This is a genomic window from Roseivivax sp., from assembly GCF_054552075.1.
Genome location: NZ_JBTOLZ010000004.1, coordinates 243,553 through 259,991 on the forward strand (window position 1 = coordinate 243,553; position 16,439 = coordinate 259,991).

The 16,439-nt window shown below is 68.7% G+C and carries 16 protein-coding genes; 4 read left to right on the plus strand and 12 right to left on the minus strand.

Features of this window, described 5'->3' with window-relative positions:
* The first annotated feature begins 5 nt into the window (after window positions 1–5).
* Window positions 6–974 carry a PDR/VanB family oxidoreductase gene (locus tag ACX938_RS05110; protein WP_459430223.1) on the plus strand — a complete coding sequence of 323 codons (969 nt, stop codon included), beginning with the start codon at window positions 6–8 and terminating at the stop codon, window positions 972–974.
* 728 nt (window positions 975–1,702) lie between these two features.
* Window positions 1,703–2,596 (plus strand): LysR family transcriptional regulator, encoded by an 894-nt coding sequence (locus ACX938_RS05115; RefSeq protein WP_232755462.1) that lies wholly within the window; start codon window positions 1,703–1,705, stop codon window positions 2,594–2,596.
* A gap of 9 nt (window positions 2,597–2,605) precedes the next feature.
* On the opposite strand, the gene ACX938_RS05120 is transcribed toward ACX938_RS05115, so the two are convergent.
* The 8 genes from ACX938_RS05120 to ACX938_RS05155 form a co-directional block, all read right to left on the minus strand.
* Window positions 2,606–3,925 (minus strand): TRAP transporter large permease, encoded by a 1,320-nt coding sequence (locus ACX938_RS05120; RefSeq protein WP_459430224.1) that lies wholly within the window; start codon window positions 3,923–3,925, stop codon window positions 2,606–2,608.
* Complete coding sequence (locus ACX938_RS05125) at window positions 3,922–4,491, minus strand: TRAP transporter small permease (RefSeq protein ID WP_232755460.1); 570 nt, start codon at window positions 4,489–4,491, stop codon at window positions 3,922–3,924. The genes ACX938_RS05120 and ACX938_RS05125 overlap by 4 nt, the downstream gene beginning before the upstream one ends.
* A gap of 63 nt (window positions 4,492–4,554) precedes the next feature.
* Window positions 4,555–5,667: a type 2 periplasmic-binding domain-containing protein gene (locus ACX938_RS05130; protein WP_459430225.1), complete on the minus strand. Its 1,113-nt coding sequence runs from the start codon at window positions 5,665–5,667 to the stop codon at window positions 4,555–4,557.
* 70 nt (window positions 5,668–5,737) lie between these two features.
* Window positions 5,738–6,220, minus strand: coding sequence for an aconitase X swivel domain-containing protein (locus ACX938_RS05135; protein ID WP_459430226.1), 483 nt, complete (start codon window positions 6,218–6,220; stop codon window positions 5,738–5,740).
* Entirely contained in the window at window positions 6,217–7,500 is a 1,284-nt protein-coding gene (locus ACX938_RS05140; RefSeq protein WP_459430227.1) for an aconitase X, read from the minus strand. Before ACX938_RS05140 ends, ACX938_RS05135 begins: the two co-directional genes overlap by 4 nt.
* Before the next feature lie 198 nt (window positions 7,501–7,698).
* Entirely contained in the window at window positions 7,699–9,015 is a 1,317-nt protein-coding gene (locus ACX938_RS05145) for an FAD-dependent oxidoreductase (RefSeq protein ID WP_459430228.1), read from the minus strand.
* 1 nt (window position 9,016) lies between these two features.
* A complete protein-coding gene (locus ACX938_RS05150; RefSeq protein ID WP_459430229.1) occupies window positions 9,017–10,618 on the minus strand; it encodes a dihydroxy-acid dehydratase domain-containing protein in 1,602 nt (533 codons plus the stop codon).
* Between the two features lie 235 nt (window positions 10,619–10,853).
* Window positions 10,854–12,071 (minus strand): multidrug effflux MFS transporter, encoded by a 1,218-nt coding sequence (locus ACX938_RS05155; protein ID WP_459430230.1) that lies wholly within the window; start codon window positions 12,069–12,071, stop codon window positions 10,854–10,856.
* A 68-nt stretch (window positions 12,072–12,139) separates the two neighbouring features.
* Here ACX938_RS05155 and ACX938_RS05160 point away from each other — a divergent pair, with 68 nt between their 5' ends.
* Window positions 12,140–12,610, plus strand: a complete 471-nt coding sequence (locus ACX938_RS05160; protein ID WP_459430231.1) for a GFA family protein — start codon at window positions 12,140–12,142, stop codon at window positions 12,608–12,610.
* 10 nt (window positions 12,611–12,620) lie between these two features.
* Here the strand turns inward: ACX938_RS05160 and ACX938_RS05165 are convergent, their stop codons facing one another.
* The 3 genes from ACX938_RS05165 to ACX938_RS05175 are packed head-to-tail and all read right to left on the minus strand — an operon-like array spanning window position 12,621 to window position 15,204.
* Entirely contained in the window at window positions 12,621–13,037 is a 417-nt protein-coding gene (locus ACX938_RS05165; protein WP_232755452.1) for a Rieske (2Fe-2S) protein, read from the minus strand.
* Entirely contained in the window at window positions 13,034–14,149 is a 1,116-nt protein-coding gene (locus ACX938_RS05170) for an amidohydrolase family protein (RefSeq protein WP_459430232.1), read from the minus strand. Before ACX938_RS05170 ends, ACX938_RS05165 begins: the two co-directional genes overlap by 4 nt.
* Window positions 14,146–15,204 (minus strand): amidohydrolase family protein, encoded by a 1,059-nt coding sequence (locus ACX938_RS05175; protein WP_459430233.1) that lies wholly within the window; start codon window positions 15,202–15,204, stop codon window positions 14,146–14,148. The genes ACX938_RS05170 and ACX938_RS05175 overlap by 4 nt, the downstream gene beginning before the upstream one ends.
* 524 nt (window positions 15,205–15,728) lie before the next feature.
* Here ACX938_RS05175 and ACX938_RS05180 point away from each other — a divergent pair.
* Complete coding sequence (locus tag ACX938_RS05180; RefSeq protein ID WP_459430234.1) at window positions 15,729–16,226, plus strand: hypothetical protein; 498 nt, start codon at window positions 15,729–15,731, stop codon at window positions 16,224–16,226.
* Between the two features lie 102 nt (window positions 16,227–16,328).
* On the opposite strand, the gene ACX938_RS05185 is transcribed toward ACX938_RS05180, so the two are convergent.
* The coding region (locus tag ACX938_RS05185) for an integrase core domain-containing protein (RefSeq protein ID WP_459430238.1) at window positions 16,329–16,439 on the minus strand (111 nt) is incomplete at its 5' end.

Consider the following 16,439-nt stretch of genomic DNA (forward strand, 5'->3'; position numbering starts at 1 on the left):
GAGCCATGAAACAGGCCGATCACTGGGTCGACGCAAGGGTCGTCAGCACCGAGGACATCGCCGAGGACGTGCGCCGGGTGTGTTTCGCCCCCGAGGCGGAGCTGCCGGGCTTCGACCCCGGCAGCCACCTGCGGATCGAGGTGCCGCTGGGCGGCGGCACGACGCTGCGCTCCTATACCTGCGTGCCGAGCCCCGAGGGAACGCTGGGCGTGGCGGTCAAACGGCGGGTGAACAGCCGCGGCGGCTCGGCCTATATCTGGAGCCTCTCCGAGGGCGACCGCGTGCGGGTGACCCTGCCCGAGAACCGCTTTGCCCTGTCCTGGCGGGCGCCGCAGTATCTGCTGCTGGCCGGTGGCATCGGGATCACCCCGATCCTCGGCATGGCCCGCGCGCTGACCGCGCGGGGGGCGGATGTGGCGCTGCACTACGGGGCTGAGCGGCCCGGGGCCATGGCCTATCGCGCCGAGCTCGAGGCGCTTCTGGGGGAGCGCGCGCGGTTCTACAGCGACGCCGACGGCGAGCGGCCGGATCTGCACGGGCTGATCGCCGAGTTGCACCCGGAGGCCGAGCTTTACATGTGCGGGCCCCTGCCCATGCTCGAAGCCGCGAAATCCGCCTGGGCGGCGGCGGGCCGGCCGATCAGCCGGCTGCGCTACGAGGTCTTCGGCGACAGCGGCGCCCATGCCGAGCGGCCCTTCGAGGTCGAGGTCGCGGGTCTCGAGCGCACGGTGACCGTGGCCGAGGACGAGACGCTCCTGAGCGCATTGCTCGAGGCCGGGGTGGAGATGATCTACGACTGCCAGCGCGGCGAATGCGGTCTCTGCTCGGTCGATGTGCTGGAGGCCAGCGGCACGCTCGACCACCGCGACGTGTTCTTCTCGGAGAGCGAGAAGCAGGCCGGCGACAAGATGTGCGCCTGCGTCTCGCGCCTCGTCGGCGGCAAGGCGCGGATCGACATCGGGTATCGGGCGTGAGGGGGGCTGAGGGCTTTCTGCGCGCAGTCGCGCTAGGGCGAAGGCCCGAGGTAGTTCTTTGATCTGGCTAGAGGGCGGTGAACCAGCTCCCGCCGCATCGTCCGCACGGACTGACATGCGGGTCTGATTTTCGGTCTCGGACGCCACGCAGCGGCGGTCATTCCGGGGCGCGCCGGTCCATGCCGCGCCTTTCCTCCTCTGCCCTCGCCCCCCCCCGCCGATTCCTTCGGCCAGCGCGCTGACCTCGGCCCTCTTGCGCCCGAATAGCACCGAAGGTGCCGGGCGCGCGCCGGACCGGCCCCTTGGGCCGGCGCTCCTTTGGGTGGCGTGCTTAGTTCACCTCTAGTCCTGACCTTGCTGCCATAAAGCACCTCGCTCAGAGGTCAGCAGCGCCGGCCCCCGGTCCGGCGCGCGCCCTCTGTCGGGGAGAGTTGAGGGGGTGGTAGGGGCGAACCGAGATGGTGGCAAAAAGCGCGAGCGGCTGCACAGAGAACCGATGTGGTTTCACCGTCGTCTCGACTAGGTAGCTCTGTTCAACACCTCCGCTGGCACGGCGCGTCTGGATGCGTCTCTTGGAAGTCTCGCCCCGAATGGTCACACGGCCCGTCGTCCGAGCTCACCGTCCGCAACATGAACCGCTCTCCAAGTCCCACGGTCTCACCCCAGACACCGCTCAAGCCCCCCCTTTTCCCCTTGACCGCGCGACACCGGCGTGGCGCTCTCATCCCATGACGATGCTCATTGATATCAAGGCGTTCCTCGTGACCGCCCGCAGCGGGGGCTTCTCGGCCGCGGCGCGCGAGCTGGGCACGGCGCCCTCGGTCATCACCAAGCGCGTCAACCGGCTGGAGCACGAGGTCGGCAAGCCGCTCTTCCACCGCTCCACCCGCAAGCTCAGCCTCACACCCGAGGGCGAGCGGCTGCGCCCGCAGCTGCAGCTCCTGGTCGTCGAGCTGGAAGAGGCGATCTCGGAGTTCCGCGCGCCGGGGCGGGACATGTCGGGCAGCCTGCGGATCAAGTCGCCCACCACCATCGGCACGATGTTCGTGGGCCGCTCCATCGCGCGCTTCCTCGAGGCGCATCGCGACGTCTCGGCCGAGCTCTTGCTCATGGACCGGCTGGTCAACCCGCTGGAGGAAGGGCTCGACATCGCGCTGGGCGCCCTGCCCCAGTCCTTCGCCAGCGTCGACGAGATCCCGCTCTGCGAATACCCGCGCGTGCTGGTGGCATCGCCGGGCTACCTCGAGGCCAAGGGACGCCCGCAAAGCCCCACCGACATCCTCGGCCACGACTGCCTGGCCTTCGTGCCGGTGGGCCTCTCCTGGACCTTCTCGAGCGGCAGCGGGCCGGTCGCGGTGGACATCCGCGCGCGCTTCACGGTGAACGACAGCCGGCTGCTCGTCGATGCCGCGGTCGAGGGCCAGGGGCTGACCATCGCGCCCGAGTTCCTCGCCCGTTCGGCGATCCAGGCCGGCGACCTCGAGGTGCTGCTGCCCGATTTCCCCATCGAGCCCTATTGGTTCAAGGCCATGGTGCCGCGCCACAAACGAAACAAGCCCGAGGTGCTCGCGATGATCGAGCACCTCAGGCAAGAGTTCGACCCGGCCCCCTGGGACCGGTGAGCCCCGCGCTTACTGCATCGAGTTCGGCAGCCAGAGCGAGATTTCCGGGAAGCCCAGGAGCAGGACCATGATCACCGCCTCGCAGGCCAGGAACCAGCCGATGCCCCGGAAGATGGTCTCGAGCGGGATGGCGTCGCCGACCACGTTCTTGACCACATAGGCGTTGAAGCCCACGGGCGGCGTCAGAAGCCCGATCTCGATGTATTTGACCACGATCACGCCCAGCCAGATCGGATCGAGCCCGAGGGCCGCGAAGATCGGCTGCACGATGGGCAGCGTCAGAAGCAGCACGCCCAGCGGGTCGAGGAACATCCCCAGGAGGATGTAGATCAGCGAGATCGCCACCAGCATCAGCACCGGATCGACCGCCCAGTCGCCCATCATGGCGACCAGCAGATCGGGGAAGCCGATCAGCGCCAGGAAGCGGGTGTACATCACCGCGCCATAGGCCACGAAAAGGAGCTGCGCGGTGGTCTTCACCGCCTCCATGATGCTTTCGGTGACCACCCCGCGGGTGAGCCGGCCCTGCAGCGCGGCGACCACGAAGGCCAGCGCGGCCCCGGCGGCCCCGGCTTCGGTCGGCGTGACGATGCCACCATAGAGCCCGCCGATGATGCCGATGATCAGCACCAGGAGCGGCCAGACCGGCGCCAGCGACTTCCAGCGCATCCGCCAAAGCTCGGCCCGGTCAATGGTCCGGTCGAGCGGCGGGGCGACGCTGGGATCGAAGTAGCAGCGCCCGATCAGCATCAGCGTGTAGACGCCGGCGGTCAGCAGGCCCGGGATCACCCCGGCGATCAGGAGCTTGGTGATCGAGACCTCGGCGAAGACGCCGTAGATCACGAAGAGGATCGAGGGCGGGATCAGCGCGCCCAGCGTGCCCGCCGAGGCCACGACCCCGGTGGCCAGGCTCGGGGCATAGCCCGCACGCAGCATCTCGGGGATGGCGATCCGGCCCATGGTGGCCGCTGTCGCCACCGAGGAGCCCGAGGCCGCGGCGAAGCCCGCCGCCGAAAGGTTGGTGGCCACCGCGAGCCCGCCCGGCAGGCCCGAGAGCCAGACCCTGGCGGCGCGGAAAAGCGCCTGGCTGATGCCCGTGGCATGGGCCACGGCGCCCATCAGGATGAACATCGGGATGGCCGAGAGACCCCATTTCGAGGCCACCTCGAAGGGCGTGGACATCATCACCGAGAAGGCGACCTTCTCGTTGCGGACCAATGTGAAGCCCAGGAAGGAGACCACGCCCAGCGCGACCCCGATGGGAATGCGAATGGCGATCAGGACCAGGATCAGGCCGAGACTGCCGAAACCGAGAAGCGCATCGCTCACAGCTTGACCTCCCCTTCCTCGAGGGCGTCGCGGATATGGCCCGCGCCGTCGTCGCCGTCGTCATAACCGTCGTCGCGCAGGACCGCGCGCAGGTCCTTGACCAGCACCACGGCGACCACCACGGCCATGAGCCCGAAGCCGATCACCACGACCCAGCGCGCCGGCCAGATCTCGATGAAGCCGGCGCCGGATTCCTTGGCGTCGCGGATCCGCGTCTTGGACTGGGCGATGTCGATGGCCTTCCAGGTGAAGGCGCTGACGTAGACCAGGGTGACCACCGCCATGGCGGCATCCAGCGCGGTCCGGGCGCGGCGCTTCATCCAGCCGGTGAACAGCTCCACGATGATATGGCCCCGCTCCTTGGCGATCAGCGCAAGCGGCAGGAAGGCCAGCATCACCATGTTGTAGTTCGACACGATCTCGACCGTGCCGGTGATCGGATGGTTGAACAGGTTCCGCCCGATCACATCGGCGGTCACCATGATCATCATCAGGAAGGTGGCGACACCCGCGACCCAGGCCGAGACCGTGATCGCGCCGTCGTAGAGCGCCTTAACCGCTTTCATGCGATGCCTCATTCGAGTTGTGGCGGGGCGGCAGGGAGCCCGCCCCGCCCGGTGTGGTCCAGCTCAGAGCGACTCGGGGTCGACCTTGGCATAGACCTCGTCCCACAGCAGGCTGCGGAAGGCGTCGCGGTCGCGGCCGCGCTCGTCCAGAAGCCCCTGCCAGCGTTCGTAGGCGGCGGTGTAGTAGTCGAGAACCGCCTGCGGATCGCTGGCGCCCGCATCCTCGGCCGCCGCGATATTGGCGGCGCGCTGGTTGGTGTCATGGGTGGCCATGACCTCGGCGAAATCCTCTCCGCCTTCGGGGAAGGCCACGCCGGCCTCCTTGGCGGCGGCGATGATGTCCGCGTCATAGGTGACCTGGCCGTCATAGGCGGCACCGGCCACGAGGTCGGGGGCCAGCTCGATGTGCATGGCGCGCATCTCGGGCGTCATGGCGCCCCAGCTGTCGCGGTTCACGAACATCATGATCGGCGGGCCGCCCATGCCCATCGGGCTGTCGACCACGCTTTCGACCACGTCCATGTAGCCGTAGGAGCGCAGCCAGGAGACAGCGCCCAACACGCAGTCGAGCGTGCCGCGCTCGAGCGCCGTGGTGGCCTCGGCGGGCGACATGGAGACCGGGGTGGCGCCGGCGATCTCGCTGATCTTCACGCCGCCGCCCGAGGCGCGGACCTTCTTGCCCTGCAGGTCGGAGACCTCGTCGACCATGTCGCGGCACATGAAGCGGTAGGGCGTGGTGGAATAGCCCGCGAAGCCCACCGCGTTGTTGTTGCGGTATTCGTCCTGGCAGCCGGGGCAGCCCAGCATGATGGTCTCGTTCATCGCGCCGGTCGCGGCCAGGGCGTCATCGCCGGGCAGCGAATGCGAGAAGACGAAGTTGGTGTTCGGCATCATCCGCGGCTGGTAGGGCGCGATGGCGATGCCCGCGTCCATGAGCCCGGTGGCCACCGCCTCGGGCGTGCCCGGCCCCGAGGCGAGCTGCGCACCGGGCACCAGGTCCCAGTCGATCTCGCCGTCGGATTTCTCGCGCAGAAGCTCGAAATAGGGAGCGAGCCCCTTGGCGTTCACCGAGTGGTTCACCCCGAACCAGGACCCGAAGATGAACTCGTCGGCCATTGCCGGCCCGCTCAGCGCGAGGACGGCAAGCGCCGCTACGCTTGTCTTAGGTGCATTCATGGTCTTCTCCTCCTTGACTTACCATGTCGTCGCCGATCGCCTGCGGTCTTGTACCTCCGCCGCGCGCCGATCAGCGCCGGGGTGGCCGTTTGACCACCTCGACCCGTCCCTTGTCCCCGTCCACGCGGACCCAGTCGCCGTCCTCGATCACCTCGAAGGGATCGCGGTCGAACTCGGTCACCGCGGGCACCCGCGTGACCACGGCGCCCAGCGCCACCTTGGTGGTCATCACCGTGAAGAGCATCGCCTTGGGCGCGGTGCCCAGCCGCCGGGTGGCGTGGAAATAATGCGACCATCCCGAGCTGCCCTTGGCGCCGGGAAAGACCAGCACCTTGCCGGCGAAGCTTTCGCCGCGCTTCTCGTGGCGCTGCTCGGTGATCGTTCCGCTGCGCGCGTCGATGCCGCCCCAGCCCGAGACCGTCTCGCGGGTGACGAAGGCCTCGCCCTCGGCCACGCCGCCGACGACCCCGCGGCCCTGGATCACCAGGGTTTCGCCGGCCATGTCGGCCATGTCGGCCGCGCCGGTCTGGTCGGTCTTGTCAGGTGCGCTCATTCCGGCCGCCCCCGGAAGCGCCCGGTCAGCGCCGCCTCGATGCAATGCTCCAGCCCGCCGAACCAGGTCGGCTTGCCGCTGATCGCGGGCAGGTAATGGGCCTGCTTGCAGCTGTCGGTGCCGATGACCTCGGTGCCCTCGGGCAACATGCGGTTGATCGCCGGGCAGCTGTCGGACATGACCAGCGCGCCCGCGGCCTCGATGATCTCGGTGATGCCGCTCTCGTCGCAGAGATGGCGGATCTGACGCGGCGTATGCACCCAGAGCGCCACGCCGTCGTGCAGGCGCTTGCCTTCCAGCAGCTCGGCGATGCGCCACATCTGCTTGGCCGAATTGTGCGGACAGCCGAGCATCACGAAATTCACGTCGTCGCGGGTGTTGGCCCCGTTGAGCGCCTCCCAGGCGCGCCGCCGCTCGGCCGCGCCGTAGCGGTGCACAACGCGCGGGGCCTGGCCGCCGAGCGCCTCCTCGACGCTGTCGGCCTCGGGCGTGAGACCGGGGATGTGATACATCTCCACCCCGCCCGAAGAGGCCGCCGCCGCGCCGAAATGCTTCAGCCATTCCGGTTCAGGCTTACACGTGATGCCCTCGAGGACGGGGATGTCCTCGGCGACCATCTCGCCCAGGGCGTAGCCCAGGAGGCCCCAGTCCATCATGCTCTCGACCGGGACCTCGACCCGCACGAGATGGGTGGCAAAGCGGTTCTCGGGGATATGCAGCCCGAAGTAGGGAATGCGCCCGGTGATCGAGGCGGCGCCGGTCGACTCCCGCCCCTCGACATTGGTGCGCGCGCCGAGCACCGCGTTGGCATAGACCACGGCGGAGCTTTCCATCCAGGCCAGGTGATCGCCCCGAAGCGGGGTCTGGCCGACCTGGTAGGGCGTGCAGGTGGAGTTCCACTGCACCCCGCGCGACCCGAAGAACCGCTCCGAGGCGCGCTGCAGATCGGCCTGGTCGTCGGAGAAACCCTGCGCGGCGTAGTTGCGGGTGTCGATCCCGTGGATCAGCTGGCAGGTCGGCACCACCGCGCGGGGCACTTCGACCACCGCGTCGGAATCGAGGTTGAACCGCGAGAAGATGCTGTCGAAATCGTCGGGACGCTTCAGGCCCGCCTGCACGAAGGGCGTGGTCGCGGACCACGTGCCGGCGACATGGGCGACCTCGACCATGCGCTCCGCGCCGAGCGCCTCGCCGTAGCGCAGGAGCAGGTCCATCGCGCGGGCCTTGGCCTGGCCCTCCTGGCCGTCGAGCATGGCCTGTTCGGCATCGCTCAAGCGCATGTCATGTCCTCCCTGCCCTCACTGTAGCCAGCCCCGCCTCGTGCGATAAGAAGCGATATTGCGTGGAAGTCTTTCGCATTTTGCGAAAGGCCGCCCTACCCCATCCCCCGCGCGCGGCAGCGCCCGATCCGGGTGCTCCGGTCTTCCAGGATCTGCGCTGCGCGAGGGAATGTCATGGTCTTCTTGCCTTTTTCCGTCTCAGGGCGCCACGCCGTCGGTGCGGTCGAGGTTGTCGCGCACCCGGTCCTGCAGCGCGCCGATGTCGAGCTGGTGCACCGAGCCGCTGCCCGCGAGCTCCAGCGCATTGGCCGCGGCCATGCCCTGCGCCATGCAGGGGCCCATGACCCGGACCGAGGACAGCGCCGCGGGATCCCCGTCGATGCAGCGGCCCACGGCGACAAGGTTGTCGGCCTCGGGCGAGATCATCGAGGAGAAGGGCACGTAATGGGTGTGATCCTCGTCGAAGGTGGTCCAGACGAAACCCTCGGCGGCGTTGTGCAGCTCGATCGGCCAGGCGGTCCGGGCGATGGCGTCGTCGAATTTCACCTGGTTGACCACCTCGTCCACCACGATGTGATGCTTGGCCTTGATCCAGCGGGTCTGGCGGATGCCCGGCAGCCCGTAGGAGCGCACGGTGATCTCGCCGAAGATCTCGGGGTATTCGCGCCGCAGAAGCTGGATGCCCCGGTCGACCTGGTCCTTGCCGATGAGCCCGGTGCGCGAGGCCTCGATGGGATCGAGCGGCGTCTCCACGTGGGTCATGTTCATCACCGCGACATCCTTGCCGGGGAAGTAGAACATCAGCCCGTTCTTGCGGATCAACCCGTAGTCCTCGGCCTTCTCGGCGATGCGCTGGGCCAGCTCCTCGCGGGCGGGCGGCTCGACGTCGACCTTGATGCCCTCGACCACCGCCTGCTGGGAGCCGTAGATCTTCTCGACCGGTTCGCGGCATTCGAAGCCCGCGAGATAGGTCAGCGCCGCATCGCCCGAGCAATCGGCGAAGCCCTGGGCGCGGATCGTCACGTCGCCGTAGCGGGTCACCAGATGCAGCGCGGTGATGCGCCGGCCCTCGGTGGTGACGCCGCGCAGGGTGGCGCCGGTCACCGGGATCACCCCGGCCTGGTCGATCCGGGTCTCGACCCAGCGCGACAGCGAGATCTCGTTGTAATGCACCACCGTGGTCATCGGCCCGTGGCGGTAGTACAGCGCCTCGTCGCGTTCGAGCCAGTCGAGCATGTCGTCGACGATGCCGAAGGTGAAGCGATGGCCATGGGTGCCGTTGCGGTAGAGCCCGCAGAAGGTGCCGATGATCGAATTGACCGCCTGGCCGCCAAGCGCCGGCATCCCGTCGACGATGACCACGCTTTGGCCCAGCCGCGCCGCCTCGAGCGCGGTGGTGGTGCCGGAGATGCCCGCGCCGACGACGCAGAGGTCGACCTCGATCTCGCGGTGGGGCACCTCGCCGGAGTGGCGGACGATGGTGGTTTCGGGGTTTATGGGGCGTCCGTAGGACATCTCATGTCTCCTTTCGGCGGGCGTCGGGGATCAGCGAGGCGCCCTTGCGCAGATCGCTGACCGTGCGTTCGTAGACCGAGAGCCACCCGGAATCGGTGGTCGGCTCGGGCGGGATGAAAGCGGCGCGGCGGCGGGCCAGTTCGGCGGCCGAAACCTCGAGGTCGAGGCGCTTCTCGCGCACGTCGATGGCGATCGTGTCGCCGTCCTCGACCAGCGCAATGGGGCCGGCCTCGGCCCATTCGGGTTGCACCTCGCCGACCACCAGCCCCTTGTTCACGAGACCCGAGAGCTGGCCGTCGGTGACCACCGCCACCTCGGGGCCGAGCCCCGCGCCCTCGACCGCGAAGACCAGCCGCGAGGCGCCGCCCATGCCGGGGCCGCCGCGCACGCCCTGGCGGCGCAGGACCAGCACGTCGCCGGGCTTGATGCGCCCGGCCGAAAGCGCCGCCTCGGCATCCGCCGAGGTCTCGAAGACCCGGGCCGGGCCGCGGAAGGTCAGCTTGCGGTCGGGCGTGCGCAGCCCGACCTTCACGATGCCGGTGTTGGGCGCGAGCGTGCCTTTCAGAAGCACGATCGCCGGTTCGCTGGCATGGGGATCGTCGAGCGGGCGGATCACCGCGTCATCGGTGATCTCCACGCCCTCGAGGTTGGCCGCGAGCGTCTGGCCGGTGCAGGTCAGCGCCTCGGTCTCGAGCAAGGGCTCGAGGCGTTTCATCGTGCCCCGGGCGCCGCCCGCGGACTCGAAGGCCTCGATGCTGTGGCTGCCGATCGGCCGCACCGCGGTCAGCACCGGGATGCGGTCCGACTCGCGATCGAAGGTCTCGTAGAGGTCGACATCCGCGCCCGCCTCCAAAGCCACGGCCTGCAGGTGCTTGATGCAGTTGATCGAGCCGGCCTGCGCGAGGTTCACCCGCGCGGCGTTGCGGAAGGCCGCGGGCGTCAGGATCTCGCGGGGGCGCAGGTCCTCCCAGATCATCTCGACGAGCCGCGCGCCGGCGCGGTCGACCTGGTCCCACATGGCGGGCGAATTGGCCGCGACCGGGGCCGCGCCGGGCAGCGCCAGGCCAAGCGCCTCGGTCACCGAATGCATGGAATTGGCGGTGCCCATGCCCGAACAGACCCCCGGCGAGCGGATTGCCTGTTCGCTCATCTCCTTCAGCCGGTCGAAGCTGGTCGCGCCCTGGGCGTGGTAGCCCGCGTGCAGGAAGACCTCCTCGATGTCGACGTGCTCGCCCGCGATCTCGCCCGAGGCCTGGTAGCCGCAGACCACCATGAGCGTCGGGATGTCGAGCCGCGCGGCGGCCATGAGCTGCCCCGGCACGGTCTTGTCGCAGGAGGTCAGCATCAGCATCCCGTCGAGCTGCGGCCCTTCGACCTGCAGTTCGACGTCATTCGCGATCAGATCGCGCGAAGGCAGGATGTAGGTCGCCCGCCGCCCCGCCGAGAGGATGAAATCCGAAGGCGCGGTGGTGCGGATCTCGAAGGGCAGCCCCCCCGCGGCGCGGATCGCCTCTTTCGCGCGCTTGGCGATGCCGTCGAGGTGGGAAAAGCAGATGGCGATCTCAGACGACGTGTTCACCACCGCGATCTTGGGCTTTTCCATATCCGCATCGCTGAGCCCCAGGGCCCGCCATTGCGCCCGGCGGACCGCCCAACGGGAGCTTCCCGGCTCGAAGTTCGACCGCAGTTCCGACGCTTTCAGACGGCGACACGCCATGTTCCCTCCCTGCCCGGTGATCGGGTCTCATCTCTTGCATCGACCTTCGCCTGTCGCGATTCACGAAACAATATGGAAAATAATTCCTTCTGCTTTCGCGTTTCGCGAAAGGTGAGCGGGATCACCGGCGCAATCCCTCGCGGCGGGCGATGAAGAGCGTCGCCACCACCCCGGTGAGCGAGGCCGCGCCCTGGATCAGCAGCAGCCGCTCGGCCCCGGCGCCGGGCACCATGACCGCGCCCGCGAAGGCCGAGAGCGCGGCCCCCCCGCCGATCATCAGCGCGCCGCCCAGCCCGCTGGCGGTGCCCGCCAGATGCGGACGCACCGACAGCGCGCCGGAGGTCGCATTGGGCAGCGTCATGCCGTAGCCCACGCCCACGATCACGGTGAGCCCGAAGAAGCTGTAGGCGCTGCCGAGGCCCAGCAGGAACAGCGCCAGCGAGAGCGCGATGGCCAGCGTCGTCGTCAGCGAGCCCGCCAGTGTCATGCGCAGCACCCCGTGCCGCGCCGACAGCCGGGTCGAGAGGAAACTGCCGCAGACATAGCCCAGCGAGGTCGAGCCGAAGAGCAGCCCCAGCTCCACAGGCGCCAGCCCGAAGACATGGCTGCCGAGGAAGGGCGCGCCGCCGAGATAGGCGAAGAAGGTGCCCGCCGCGCAGGCCGCCGCGAGGCTGTAGGCCCAGAAGCGCGGCGCCGCGAGCAGCTCGGGATAGCCGCGCAGCTGCGCGCCGAGGCTCGCATAGGCGCGCGGGCCGGTCTCGCCCAGGTCGCGCCAAATGAGCGCCATGGCGAGCGCGCCCAGCACCGTCATCAGCCAGAAGGAGGCGCGCCAGCCCAAAAGATCCTCGAGCAGCCCGCCAAGCGCGGGGCTGACCATGGGCACCAGCGCCATGCCCATGGTGACCGCCCCGATGCGCGCCGCCGCCTCGTCGGGCCCGGCAAGGTCGCGCACGATGGCACGCGCCAGGATCACCCCGGAATAGACCGCCGCCTGCACCATGCGCGCGCCGAGAAAGACCGCGAGGCTTTCGGCCAGGGCGCAGACGAGGCTCGCCGCGATGTAGAGCGCGAAGGCCCCGAGGAGCACCGGCCGCCGCCCGTAGCGATCGGCGAGCGGGCCCAGGAAGACCTGCATGACCGCGGTGCTGGCGAGATAGAGCGCGACCGAGAGCTGCACCGCGCCGTAGCCCGCGCCGAGGTCCTCGGCGATGCGCGGCAGCGAAGGCAGGAAGATGTTCATCGACATGGCCGCGACGCCGGTCACGGCGATCAGCGTGCCAAGCGTCGGCGGCGTCGCGGGATCGAGGAAGCGCGCCACCCGCGCCGCGGGGCCGCTCATGCCCCGCCCCTTGCAGAGGGCGCCCCGGGCGGGAATGATCGCGGCAGACCCCAAGAGACGAGGCGCCCATGCCCGAGATTGCCCTGCCCCCATTGCCGCTCGGCGGCGGCTGCCAATGCGGCGCGATCCGCTACGAGATCGGCGAAGCGCCCGCGGCCTTCTACATCTGCCATTGCCGGGATTGTCAGCGCCAGTCGGGCAGCGCCTTCGGGCAGTCGCTGCAGGTCCATACCAAGAGCCTGCGCGTCACCGGCACCCCGGCCACCTTCGCGCGGCAGGCGGCCTCGGGCCGGTCGATGCATTGTCTCTATTGTCCCGACTGCGGCACGCGGCTCTGGCACGTCAGGGCCGAGGGCAGCCCCTTCGTGAGCCTCAAGGCCGGCACGCTCGACGACCCGGACTGGCTGCGCCCCTGCGCGGAGATCTTCACCGACCGGCGCCGCGCCTGGGTCAAGGTCACCCCCGCGCCGCCCCTGACCTACCCCGGCCAGCCGGACATGGAGGAGATGCGCGCCGCCTTCGCCCGGATGCTCGCCTGAGCGCCCGGGCTCAGGGCAGATCGACGACAAGATAGGTTCCGTCGATCTCCACCGGGATGGTCTCGGCGACATAGGGCCCTTTGACCACCTCCGCGCCCTGCATGGCCTCGGGGCTGAGCGCCCGGGTGCGGGTGGCCTTGGGGTCGCTCCAGCTCTGGCCGGTGGCGAGGTCGAACTCCCAGCCGTGCCAGGGGCATTTCAGCATCTCGTCGCGGCGGCAGAGCCGGTAGTCGCCCGGCCCGTCGCTTTCCACCGTGCCGGTGAGCCTGCCGCCCGAGAGCGGCGCGCCGCCATGCGGGCAGCGGTCGATCAGGGCGAAGAAGCGCCCGTCCACCTTCGCCACGCAGAGCGGCTTGCCGCCCGCCTCGATGCGCCGCACCTCGCGGTCGGCGAAATCATCCACTTTTGCCAGAACGTGCCGTGTCATGCGTAACCGTAGAGTTTGCGGGCGTTGCCGCCGAAGACCGCCTCGCGCCGGTCGGCGTCGAGCGGAAACTTGAAGATGTGATGGGGGTCGTCGTAGTCCCAATGGGGGTAGTCCGAGGAATAGAGGATCCGGTCCCAGCCGATCCAGTCGATGACCTCCTCGATGTGGCGGCCGTTCTTCGGCTCCTCCATGGGCTGGGTCGCCCACCAGAAGTGCCGCCGCATGTAGTCCGAGGGCTTCTCGCGCAGATGCGGCACCTCGCGGTGGAAGGTGTCGAAATGCTTGTCCATGCGCCAGCCAAGCGCCGGGGCCCAGGAAAAGCCGCCCTCGATGATGGCGATCTTCAGGTCGGGCACCTCCTCGAAGACGCCCTCGATCACCAGGCTGGTGACCAGCGCCTGGCTGCCCGGCACGAAGCTGTAGTGCTCCTGGAAGTAGAAGCTCGGCCAGCCGGTGCCGGTCGAGGGCTTGCCCGAGGAGTAGCCCGCCGGATGCAGACAGAGCGGCAGCCCCGCCTCGGCGATGGCGCGGTAGATCGGCCAGTATTTCCGCGCGCCCAGCGTCTCGTTCGGGCGGGTCGACATGACCACCTGGCAGAAGCGCGGATCGCCGGCGCGGCGCTCGATCTCTGCCACCGCGGCCTCGGGGTTGTCCTGGGGGATCACCAGCCCGGCCCGCAGCCGCGGCTCGGGCTCGACCCATTCGGCCAGTTGCCAGTCGTTGACCGCGCGGGCCATGGCCGCGGAGAGATCGGGATTGCGCTCTTCCATGCCGCCGCGCCCGAGCGCCACCAGGTGGCCGGTCTCGATGCCCAGCCGGTCGAGGTGCTGGCTGCGCAGAAGCTCCAGGCTGGAGCCCGCCGGCCCCGCCTCGGGCTTGGCGTCGACCCGCATACCATTGGCGGTCATGCGCGGATAGGAGAGCTGCCCCACCAGCGCCTGGCGGATGAAGGTGCCATGGGTCTCGAGGTGGTCGACCCAGCGTTTCTCGAGATAGGGATAGAGCGCGCTCGGCGAGGCCTGCGCGGGGTGGATGTCGCAATCGACGATGCGCAGCTTCTGGCGCGCGGATGCCTCCCGCGTGCCCGGGCGCGGAGCCTCGGTCAGGGTCATGGGGTCACCTCCAGGGATGCGGCGGCAGCCTTGGCCGCGGGATCGCGGGCGAGCCGCGGATAGGCGTTGAGCGCGTTCTCGCCCCGGATGCCCGGAAGCGCCGCCTCGTGCAGCCCCGCGGGCAGCGGCCCCTCGGGCCCGAACTGCCGGTGCGGGTAGTCGGTGGAGAAGAGCAGCATCTCGGTGGTGCCGATATGGGCCAGGATCCGCGCCAGCTCCTCGGGCCCCGGCATGTCCACGGGCTGCAGCGACAGGAAGACCCTTCCCTTCACGATCTCCGAGGGCCGCCGGTCGAGCCAGGGCACCTCCTGCCGTGTGCCGCGCCAGGTCTTGTCGGTGCGCCAGAGCGTCGTCGGCAGCCAGCCGAAGCCCGATTCCAGGAAGACCAGCTTGAGGTCGGGGAACTTCTGGAAGACCCCCTCGCCCAGAAAGGAGACCAGGATGTTCTCGAAGACCTGGCTCTGCGCCACGTAGTCCTCGAACTGGTAGGAGGGCCATCCCGCCACGCTCGGCGGCAGCCGGTAGAGCCCGCCCGCGTGGATCGCCACCGCCAGCCCGTGCCGTTCCGCCGCCGCGTAGATCGGCCAGTAGCGCCGATGGCCCTGCGGCAGGTCCTGCATGGTCAGCATGAGCACCTGCACGAAGCGGGCGTCGCCCGCCAGCCGTTCGATCTCGGCCACGGCGGCCTCGGGATCCTCGCCCGAGACGTAGATCGAGCCCCGGAGCCGCGGCTCCTGCGCGAGCCAGGTCGCCGCGAGGTGGTCGTTGACCGCCGCCATGAGCGCCGCGCGCATGTCGGGATTGTGCAGCCCCACCACCCCGTGCAGCATCGAGCTGACGGCCAGTTTCACGCCATAGGTGTCGAGCGCCTCCGAGACGCCCAGCTCGCGCGTCTCCGGGTTCACCGTGAGCGGCGATCCGGCGGGATAGGAGCTGAGCCGGAACGGCATCGAGGGCAGCTCGCGGTCCACGACCTGCGCCCGCCAGTAGTCGTCGAGATAGGGCAAGAGATCGCCCACCGCGCATTGCGGGACATGGAAATCCGCGTCGATCACCCTGGCTGCCTCCTCCGTAGCTGCGTCTTGCCTTTCGCATTTTAGAGCGGAATGCGGGAAACAGAACACGCCAAATCGCGAAAGGAGCTCTCGTGGAGGGCGGGGGTTGGGGGGAGGTTGGGGGGGGGTTGGAGATGGGGTTCGGTGGGCATGGGATCGAGGCCGCAGAGGCGTCAGCGTTCGGTCGGGAGGCAGCTTTGTCTTTGATTTCAGGGGAAATTCGAACGCTCACGCGAGAGGCCGGGACCCTCCCAAAGCTGCCACCCGCCCTGAATGCTCATCCGTTCAACGTCCGTGGAAGCACGCGCGCACTGCACCAATACTGGCGCGTCCCTGGCACTCCCGCCCCTCGCCTCTGCACCATGGCCGACCCTCCGATGACAACCATTCCACGACGGACCTAGAGTTGTCCGAGCCTGCCCCCTTTCCCGCCTGTCGGGTGCCCAGAGATTGCCTTATTTCACTGCCACGGCTCGGGACAGAGATCGGACATCGAGCCGAGGAGCAACAGCGGCGAGGCCCGAATGAAAGACTTCCTGCAGAACCTGATAATTGGCATCGGCGTAGACCCTGACAGCCTGTTGGTCGAGTTTCTGTCCAGCGCCAGCACCGGGTTCCTGAACGCCTTCGGCATCGGCGTGATCTGCATATTCATCGGGCACCTGCTCATCGGAGGCCCCGCCCTGCTGTCGCGCACCGCCAGCTTGGTTCTTCTGGGCGGTACGTTGATCTACTTCTTCGTGCCGAGCGAAGACGAGCGCGCCAGGTCCGACGCCTCTGCTATGCGACAGATCGGCGCCGGGAAATTTGTCTCTGCCTCGAACCCACGGCAGATCCCGCAGGTCGCAGAGGCCGGCAGATCGACGAATGACGAACTGCAACAAATTCTGAAACTGGGCGACCCCAATGGCTCCAAAGCCAACCACCTGTCCGAAGCCGTCTCGCATATGACCGACGGCGTCGCCGACACCGAGAGGCTGATTTCCGAGACGCGGCAGACGATGCAGAGCCTGGGACGGTAAGCGCGCCGTAGCGGGCGGAATAAAATGCCGGACTAATTGCCTTGCCAGATGAGAATAGAACCGGTGGGAGTTCTGACCTGCTCCCCGTAGAGTCCGCGTTCTTTAGTTCGCTCTGTTCAGGTTTTGGTCCCCTTTCGACCGTTGGTGATATTCCCACGGGGTGAGCCCGTCGAGGCTCGTGTGGGGGCGGTGGTGATTATAGTCGGTGCGCCA